Raw genomic sequence first — 9,900 nt, 5'->3', positions numbered from 1 at the left:
TTTGCCACTGTACCGGTATTGGACGGGAAAAGATCGGCATATTCATTTTCGATCTGCTCCCAGGGTATTATCTTGGCCAGTTTCACCCAGCGGTTGTTGGCATCAAGTTTTCCTTCGAAGGGAAGTACGAAGTCTTCAATAACCATCTGACCGGTGGGACGCCGGTACATATTATCAGCCTCCAAGTGTAAGCTTTTTACATGATTGAGCCTGTTTTCCTTGGAGAATAATTCGACATAAACACCCTTAATCCCTTGGTACTACTGGAATTTATGGCTATTCAGCAAGCCCTATATAGTTTTAAGAAAGTGGGGCTATACCTTTTGCAGCCAGGGTAGCCCCATCAGATTAAATTACATTTTTATTCATTAAGGCCGCGATAGTTAGCGTTTAATGCTATTCTCGTCACAGAACTGGCTGAATTTTTTGTACCTGTGTTTACTAATTCAATAGTATACTCTCCAAAAAACAGCCTGCTAAATGTAACTGGAACTTTATATGCGTAACTGGAACTATAAAAATCAACGGTACCCTTATCAACACCATCGTTACCTTTATATGTATTACTGTTAGTAGTCTGTGACCAGGTTCCAGAATACAACTACCTGACTGTCTGAAGGAGCAACAACATCAGGATACCACTGGTTATTACCACCGTCTTCGCCACCCAAGCTAATATCCATATCCAATCCTTCAAGGATGCCTTTATGCCAAGCAACTGCGAGTAAACCGCGAACTAACGATGAACCCACATCAGCAATGTAGGTAGCATGCAGTAATAATTGCTAATTCCAGCATATTCTACCGACATATAGCCGATATCCTCGCTGCTAAACAAATACCTTGTGACCACTGTCCAGGTACTGTCGCAAGTTTTGATGCTCCGTCGAAACTGTTTGTCAATTCTTTCATTTTTTCCTCCCGTTTATCCTTTAACCTGATGAAGAAAAATGCAAATATTGCCATTATGATACATGTTTGTTAATATCTTACTTTTGTTAAATTTGTCAATATATTCCTTTGCTAAAGGTTCTTTGAATCCATATTGAGGGATGCCAGGCATAGAAAGCGGTAACTTACCTTCAAAATAGGTCTGATATCTGGCCAATTTTTCAGTAATTCGTCTGTCAATAACTATATAATACTTTAGAGGTAAAAAACTATATTCCTGATTAATTTCCTTGGAAAGAAATATTTTGCTACTATCTTGAAGACTTATATTCTGTATATCACCAAATATCCAACTAACTGTTTTGTCACCAAAAATTGTTTGATTACTACCAATATTATCTTTAAACCACTTTGCGCTAGAAAAAACATCGGCAGTAATTGATTCGGGCCCTGAAGCATATTGTTCCGCAGGTCTTGATAAAAGATTTAATCCTGCCCCCAAATTATACCCACCCATTACCACTATACCAAAACAAGTCAATATTACTAAGCGATAAAAAACTTTAAGATTTCTTTTTGTTTCATTTATTTTTAAAAGCACATAATTTGCGCTTACCGCTATAGCAAAAGAAACGCCTGTAAAGAAAAATGGCCAGGAACGATAAATTGGTTCAGCCCCTTCTTTTAACGTCAAAGGTAATGTTAATAAAAATAGAAAAGGACCGTATATTAATAAACTTAAAACAATATTTCTTTGTGAAGATTTAGCTTCACACCGCTCTTTATAGAAAAGATATAAGCAAAACAGGCATCCACACACAATTAAAAACGTATACAAATAACGATTAACGATTAATTCAAAAAGCGGGAGAGGTGCAACCCTAAAACTTTCTCGAATCTCAAAAAGAGAAAGCGTTAATAATGCCTTTATTCTCTCTCCCAAAATACCATTAAAATATTTTAGCGTTAAAACAGCAACATAAATAATCCACGAAAAAACTAGAACAAAATATAATAACAATATAGTTAAAAACTTTGTTTCTGCAATTTTATTTCTCTGATTCCATATTGAAACAATAGAAGTAATAATAATAAACAATCCTAGGTGATAAGAAGAAAAATGATGTGTTATAATTAATGAAAACATAGTAATTATTATTAATAATGAAAAGGATATTCTATATTTACTTTTATTATTGCAAATCAACAAATATAGGATTAATACAAATAAAAATATACCAATTGACTCATATGCAAAAACACAGTCAAAAAAAACATATGAAGCATTCACGCTAAAAATAAAAGCTCCAATAAGGGATATATAATTAGAACTACTAAACTTATTAATTATCAAAAAAATAAAAATTAAAATAAAAGAATGAGCCAATAAAACAGTCCATCTTCCTGCATAAAAAATACTTAGTCCACTAGTTTTTGCAAATATAATTCCCAATAATTCTAATCCAGGATAATAATTAAAAATTTTTAATGTTCCTTCCAATCCTTTCAAAGCACGACCCGAATCATTGATAATTTGTGCGTGTTGGAAATGATAAACTTCATCTTGGAAGACAGGCCAATTGGGGCTAAAAATGTAAATTGGTAAAAAAATAAAAATTCCATATGCAAACAAAATAATTATGTTCAATTGTAAACTAGACCTATAAAATATCAAAGTAAATATAGTTACCATACCTAGTCCAACTATACCTGTCCAAAATAAAAGCCTACCGATAATTAACTTTTGCTCTAATAAAAAGTATGAGAGAGAAATTACACCTACACATATAAAGTAAAACATCAGCCATATAAAGAACGTTTGATATGCTTTTCTAGAATTATTCTCAATCGTTAATTCCATATGCACAGTTACCCCTAACACTTGGTTATTTTAATTAATTCTTGATATATATTCTCAATCTTAGAAATAAGCTTTTCCTCAGAGAACTCCCTTTTTAGTCTTCTATATCCTCTTCTCCCCATTTCCTCTGCTAAACCAGAATTTTCAATTAATATTTTCATCGCTTCCATAAGTGCATTCACATCCCCCGGCGACACCAAAAGGCCCGTTTCATCGTGCACTACAATGTCCTTTAAACCTCCTATATCTGAGGCCACCACTGCCTTGCCGCAAGCCATTGCTTCTAAAGCAACAGTTGGACATGGATCCGCCCAAATTGATGGTACAACACCAAAACGACACTTTCGCCAAGCTTCTAGTACAACAGAATGAGGTTGATTTTCAAGAAAAACAACATTTTCATCCTTCTTAAAATTATAACCAGCTCTTTTCATGCCAATTATTACAAGCTTAACTTTAGTATTTAATTTGCGGTAAGCTTGAATCAATACATCAATCCCCTTTTCAGGTTTCATTGCTCCAACAAAAAGAATAAAGTCATCAGGTAGTGCAACATTACTTAATTCCCGAACCTGAACTTCCGAACCAAAAAAATTATGAACTACTTCAAATTTTTGATCCGGTATATTTAAAAATTGTTTATGAATTTCTTTTACATCGTTACTTACTGCAATATACTTATCAACAAGATCCAGTTTATTTTTATTAAATAACAATGCCCGGCACATAGCATGAGCTTTAATAAGCCCAACTTTTGACCGGCAACACAATATACATTTATTTAACTCAACCTCACTACAAGTGTTACTATCCTTAAATACGGTTCTGGTCGGACAAATTAACCCATAATCATGTAAAGTTAAAATTAATGGGACATTAAAAATCTTTTTAATTCTTAGCAAAGAAAAAACAACCCAACCATGACAATGAATGATATCGGGATGGAATTCTCTTATATGTTCGCCAACCCTTTTTACTACAATTGGATCATGTATAGGGGGATGAAAACGGTAGTTCTTATTACCATAAATAAAACCCGTCTTTTGAAATAACCCTGATATGCGAAATATTTCAAAATTATTTTTTCTTTCATAACTATTTAAACCCTTCCACCCAAGTGCCAAAACTCTTATTTTATGACCCCTATTAGCTAAAACATTGGCTAAACTAGCAACATGCACTGCTATCCCTCCCAGCACTGGAGGGAAAAATTCCGATATCATTAATATATTCATTATTAAAAGCCCCCTAAAACGTGTTCGGCCTGACAATTATTTTCGTGAAATATTATGGAGAAACAACCTAACATTTTCTCCCTCAATATGTTTTAGTTCCATAATGTTATTAATTAATTGCTTTCTTATGCTCTCTCTATTGCTCATTATATAGTCTATAGTATCAATAACGCGATCAAAATCAATCTCATGATTTATATCCTTTATATCAAAATTGTATTTCTCAAATTTCAATCTTTTCATATAACGTTCAACCTTAGACTCATAGGAAAAAGATATTACAGGTACCCCCATCGATGTAGCAAAAATAATGGAATGCAATGGAAAACCTATTACTAAATCCATACTTCCGAACAAAGCCTTAAAGGCACCTGCCGTTAGATCACTACTAATAATTTTTGCCTTTGAATTCCACCTCATTTTTTCTATAATATCCTTACACATAACATCATCATTATATGACATAAAACCGCTAAACATAGGTATAAACAAAATTTTAGCATCATACTTTTCAACCAGATAATCGCTTATTTTGGCGATATTTTTTTTAAATTCTGCTATTTTAGCACCGAAATTTTTGGGAGTTAATTTCATCTTTTCTCTTATTTTAATAGGAATAATATTGCATATACGATCAGAAAATTTATTTAATGGCATCAAAGGTTGCCTGGGGACAATAGCCACTAATGGTTTGCCGTTTTTTATTATACCAATTGTTTCTAAAAAATATTCTACCTCTTCTTTCGATATGGGTTTTAAATTGAGCACTGGATCAGCTGTGCAATGTATAATTTTTGGTTTGCAAATAGCTAGTAGTGACTCCTTGGATATAATATCACGCACAATTACGGTACTTTTGCTGAAAACTAAACGCGTTAAAAACTTACTAAAATAGGTAATTTCGTTTTTTTCAGCAATACCTATACCATATCCTATTATCTTTTTTCTGAATAACTTCGCTATGAGTGCTGCATGCATCATAAAAGGGGTATACAAAGTCGAACCCCTATCAACCACAACTTCGCCACCTGCAAACACAAATATATCACAATGCCACAACTCAGATAATATCTCTTTTAAATTATTGAATCTATACCTCACACCGTAGACATTATATTCCTGCCTAACCACATTAGGATCACTGGCAAAAATAATGATTTCAAAATCTGAACAGTTTTCTTTAATTGCGCTAATAATAGAAGTCAACAATGCCCTGTCACCAACATTTGGTGACACAGAATCTAAAACATAATTCATGTTCCATAGAATGACCCTTATTTTCTTATTAATTTTTTTATTCATAATCATAGTTACCCCATACTCTCTAAAATCACAAAAATACTTTAAATCAACTTGCGTTCGCGATACCAATTTATTGCTTTTTCAATGCCATATTCCAGGCTAACTTCAGGTTTAAAACCAAAGTCTTTTTGAGCACGTTTTGTGTCATAATACTGGTGTCCACCAAAAAAGTCCACTCTAAACCTTGTGAGAATCGGCTCAAAATTTAAAATTTTCGACATTGATTCATTTAATATTGCAGCAAATTTTGCTACGCTATATGGGAATGGCAGCAATATAACCTTAATACCTAATATTTTTATTATCACTTGAATATATTTTTTAAAAGTAACGGCCTCTTTGCCTGCCAGAACGTATAATTTCCCGCACACATTTTTACGACTGTTTATAACAAGAACTATTCCTTTTACAAGATCGTCAATATAAACCGGCTGAAATAACGACCTGCCCCCACCGATCAAAGGGAAAAAGTGAAACTTTTTCAACACCTTGAGCAACGGAACCGTGTTAACATCACCAGGCCCGTAAACATGTGAAGGTCGTATAATTGTAGCCGGAAAACCACCCTTCATTTTTTTTGAAATATATTGTTCAGCCATGAACTTTGTCTTTTCATAAGGATACCGGGGATTACAGGGATGTGTTTCGTCCGCCGGTATTTGCTTTAACGTGCCAAACACCCCGGCAGTACTGACATAAATAAAATGCTGCACACCTGCATTTTCTGATTCATCAGCTAACAACCTTGTCCCATTGTAATTTACATCTATATAATCTTCTTGTTTTGCTTTCCAGGATCCCAATTGTGCTGCCATATGAACAACTACTTCTGCCCCACGAGCAGCCTCTTTTATTGAATCGACATCCCTTAAGTTACCCTGCACATGTACAACTTCCCTGCCCCATGCAATATTCTTATACTGTTCGAGAGGCCTTCTCGTTAGCACTCTCACCCGGCACCCGTTCTTCAACAGGTATTCGACCAATCTATTACCAATAAACCCTGTAGCTCCAGTAACTAGGACTTCCACATTAAAGACCCCATCAATTTATTATTTGGCCCCCACTCTGGCCCCAAGACAATTCTTCATTACTCCTATCATGGCTTTCGGGGTGAGAACCATGTTGGTGTAATGAACATTTGCCATCGGGCAGTAGCAATCTCCTTTAAAAACCTGGTTCCTCACCTTTGCTGCTTTTTCAGAGTACCAGAGCCTGTTAAAGTCATGCCCGAATTCCCTCAGATTGCCCATATCAGCCTGGTATGCCAGAATGCAGCACGGCCACACGTCACCCCACGGCGATATCTGCGCCGAAACGCGCCCAGCATAGCAGGGTATGACTCTCCTCTTTTCCCTCATCTCTGTAATGACATAATCATAATACTTCAACCTGAAGGCCTGGATAAGCCCCGTAATGCCTTTATTATGAAGCAGGCTTTCTCTCAGCTCATGCTGTAAAGGCCGGATTGTCTTTTCATACAGGTCGATTGCCGGGGTGATGTCGTCTTCTGTATTTAACAGCTCTTCTCTGTTTTCAGCAATTTCGCAAATATAAGAATCGGGGGACAAATTATTCTTCACATAATCGAATAATTCTAATATGTTCTCAACATTAAACCTGGATACCACACTGTGCACTCCAAGTTCAAATGAATGATTATAAGTTTTCTTTAATTCTTTTAACGCGGCAAATGTTTCTAAAAATTTTTTGAAATTTCCAGGAATGCCTCTTATTTCATCATGGTTTTCCCCTATACCGTCAAGTGAAATATTGACAATTAAGGTAGAATGATGTGGAAGTATTTTTAAGATATTCTCCGTTTCCCTAAATATCCTGTCCACCAAAAGACCGTTGGTGGGGATAATTATTACCTTTGGAGCCGAATATTTTATGATTAATTTTGCAATTTCAACAATATCCTTCCTCAGAAAAGGCTCGCCGCCGCTTAAGGTGTACCATATTACCGAACGCCCTATACTTTCAAAAATCTTATCGTATTCATCAATGGCAAGCTCGTTGTTTGGCTGCTTGTTTCTGGGGTCTTTCCATATATTACAGGTCTTACACTTACTGTTGCACTTTTGAGTAATGCTCACAGTAAGGCTCAGCGGCTTTGTTCGCGGTACACCAAAAATACTTTGGGATTTATAACTCAATAAACGGTAACCTACTTCGGTTAAAAAGCTAATTTTCATAAAATAGTCGAAATCCTTTCAAGCAATAATCCGGCATATAACAGCTCAATAAAATCTTACTGTTTAATACCAGTTATGATATTCTCATATTGCTCAACAATAGATTGCCAGGAAACGCCCTTAAACTTATGTGCTTTAATGCCCTCGGCAGCCCAGTTATTATATGCTCTGATAATACCATCCCGCAGAGCTTCAACGTTACCTGCCGGAAAAAAATTTACTCCCTCATAACCATCGAGACATTCTTTCATGGTATCGAGATCTGCTGTAATCACCGGCTTGCCCTGGGCAACAGCAATATTTACAACCCCGCTCCCGCAGGTGCGCAGGTAAGGCAGTACCACCACATCAGAAGCAGCAAAAAATTTTGCTACATTTTCATCAGGTATAAATTCGGGTCTGAAGATAATCCTTTCCCGGTAGGGTGAACTCTCCAAAACTTGCATGAGTTCTGTATCATCCCCCCAGTTTTCTCCAGCAATAATCAAATGCATATTAGCTGCAAGTTCCGGAGGAATATCATTGAAAGCCCTGATTAATAATGATACTCCTTTATACTGGCGGATCATGCCAAAGTAAAGTATGGCAAAGCCATTCAAATTCAGTTCCTTTCTGGCAGCATGCCTGTCAAATCCACCATAGATGCTGTAAGGCCCGTGGGGAACAACATGTATTTTATCTCCGGCTAACTTATAAATATTAATAACAGCTTGCCTGGCCTCCTCAGAGTGCGCCGTATAAGCATCACATGAGCTGAGCAATGCCTTGCCGGCAATTCTCGAATATAACCGGATGGGAAGTATTTTTTCCTCCAGAGTATCAACCACTTCATGCATCTCTAAAATAAGCTTGGGTCTAAAACTGTTAAAACGCCTGCAGACAGACAAAAACAACTGCATGTGTGCTACGGAAGATGTCCACCAATGCATGATGATTGCATCTGGTTTCTGCTTTGATAAAAAACGTTTTGCCTTTATCCATGATGAGGGAGAATTCCAGTCCATTCCGTTGTAGACATCTATTTCTGGATGAAAATCTATTATATACTTTCCCTTGCCTACCCGTTCCCGCCCTGGGTACAATAACAAAGGCACCAGGTTGCGCAGCAAAATGACCGAAACTTTATGCCCCCGCTCGGCAAAGGCGTTAGCCATTACAATTGTATAAGCAGATATTCCGCTAAAAAATTTCTTTGATGAACCAACTATACAAATTTTCATATGTATACCTAATACTAACAAAATATTTAATGCTGAATGCTTGGCTTTTCCATCCTTTGAAATAAAAGCGGAAAATGCTTCAATATCGTTAAAAATATCCTGTAGCCATCCCTCAAGCCGTTGAGCTTTGTTCGCTAAGCTTGTCTCAATTTTTTATATTGCCATTTTTACCCTCAGCTCGTACTCGCTGCTTTGATGTAAAATCCTCATTTTTATGCAAATACTTCTCTAAAAATAGTGCTTAAAATCCTCCACCCGTCTTTTAGGCTGTGCAGTTTACCGTCACCGTTGATCCTCTCTGCTTCAAAGCTGGGCACTTCTGCAACTTTCAGGCCTGCTTTGCGTATTTTAATGTTTATCTCAGTCTCCACCTCAAAGCCGTTTCCTTTAAAATTTATTTTATCAAAAGCCTTTTTCCAGAAAGCATTGTAACCGTAACACAAGTCAGTATAGCGGCAGCGATGAAATATATTCGTTAGCGTGGTAAAAACCCAGTTGCCAAATACCCGGTGCCTTGACATATCGGCTGTGCCCCCGCCGGGTAAAAAACGTGAACCTTTAACAAAATCATAGCCGTTTAGCAAAGGTTCAACAAACTTTGGTATTTCTTCGGGAGCCATTGAGCCATCTGCATCGAGCATTACAATAATATCTCCTGTGGCTTTTTTAATTCCGTACCTGAGAGCATCGCCTTTCCCTTTTCCTGGCTGGAAAAGAATACGAGCACCTGGAACAAGCTTTTTTGCCACCCTGACCGTCTCATCTTTTGAGTGGCCGTCCACAATTAAGACCTCATGCACCTCCGGCGGGATTCTAGGCAATACATGTGGAAGATTTTTTTCCTCATTTAGCGTGCATAAAAGGACGGTAATTTTTGGATTGTGATTTTTTTCCATGATATGTTTTCTTTCCAAAAAAATCACTTCCCTGAAATTTAAAACTAATTTCACTCTACAAGTACAGCCCTCGCGCGGCCTATCCCCATCCGGGACTTTAGTCCCATGCCTCCTGCGGCTAAGGTACCAAGGCTGCCTGGGACCTTAGGGTTAAAAAAAATAGTTATAAGCGGCCGCGCGGCTGTCCAGGGCCTTCCTAAACCGGTACCTCAGGAACTTCTCTGCCCAGGGCCGGGCCAGGGAAAGCTTGCCGGACAAAAGCGAAGGGTAGTCGATGTCGCCGTACCTGGCAATGAC

Annotated in this window: 9 protein-coding genes; 1 reads left to right on the top strand and 8 read right to left on the bottom strand. The window is 37.1% G+C overall.

All coding sequences use genetic code 11. The annotated features are described in order from the left end of the window. From HPY74_17920 to HPY74_17885, 8 genes are all read right to left on the bottom strand, one after another. A partial coding sequence (locus tag HPY74_17920; GenBank protein NSW92503.1) for an IS5/IS1182 family transposase occupies positions 1 to 170 on the bottom strand: 170 nt, incomplete at its 3' end. A 755-nt stretch (positions 171 to 925) separates the two neighbouring features. Further along, the gene (locus HPY74_17915; protein NSW92502.1) at positions 926 to 2,752 is read right to left on the bottom strand and encodes a hypothetical protein; all 1,827 of its coding nucleotides are present in this window, start codon (positions 2,750 to 2,752) and stop codon (positions 926 to 928) included. A 14-nt stretch (positions 2,753 to 2,766) separates the two neighbouring features. After that, positions 2,767 to 3,987 (bottom strand): glycosyltransferase family 4 protein, encoded by a 1,221-nt coding sequence (locus HPY74_17910; GenBank protein ID NSW92501.1) that lies wholly within the window; start codon positions 3,985 to 3,987, stop codon positions 2,767 to 2,769. 36 nt (positions 3,988 to 4,023) lie between these two features. Continuing rightward, on the bottom strand, positions 4,024 to 5,289 hold the full coding sequence (locus tag HPY74_17905; GenBank protein NSW92500.1) for a polysaccharide pyruvyl transferase family protein: 1,266 nt from the start codon (positions 5,287 to 5,289) through the stop codon (positions 4,024 to 4,026). Between the two features lie 41 nt (positions 5,290 to 5,330). After that, on the bottom strand, positions 5,331 to 6,320 hold the full coding sequence (locus tag HPY74_17900; GenBank protein NSW92499.1) for an NAD-dependent epimerase/dehydratase family protein: 990 nt from the start codon (positions 6,318 to 6,320) through the stop codon (positions 5,331 to 5,333). Between the two features lie 21 nt (positions 6,321 to 6,341). Then, the gene (locus HPY74_17895) at positions 6,342 to 7,487 is read right to left on the bottom strand and encodes a radical SAM protein (protein ID NSW92498.1); all 1,146 of its coding nucleotides are present in this window, start codon (positions 7,485 to 7,487) and stop codon (positions 6,342 to 6,344) included. 56 nt (positions 7,488 to 7,543) lie between these two features. Beyond that, positions 7,544 to 8,707 (bottom strand): glycosyltransferase family 4 protein, encoded by a 1,164-nt coding sequence (locus HPY74_17890; protein NSW92497.1) that lies wholly within the window; start codon positions 8,705 to 8,707, stop codon positions 7,544 to 7,546. Between the two features lie 212 nt (positions 8,708 to 8,919). Continuing rightward, positions 8,920 to 9,603 (bottom strand): glycosyltransferase family 2 protein, encoded by a 684-nt coding sequence (locus HPY74_17885; protein NSW92496.1) that lies wholly within the window; start codon positions 9,601 to 9,603, stop codon positions 8,920 to 8,922. Between the two features lie 105 nt (positions 9,604 to 9,708). Here HPY74_17885 and HPY74_17880 point away from each other — a divergent pair. Then, the coding region (locus HPY74_17880; GenBank protein NSW92495.1) for a hypothetical protein at positions 9,709 to 9,900 on the top strand (192 nt) is incomplete at its 3' end.

This window comes from Bacillota bacterium, assembly GCA_013314855.1.
In the GTDB taxonomy this organism is placed as follows: Bacteria; Bacillota; Clostridia; order Acetivibrionales; family DUMC01; genus Ch48.
The sequence above is the reverse complement of the archived record's forward strand: the minus strand, read 5'-3'. Positions and strand labels throughout refer to the sequence as shown.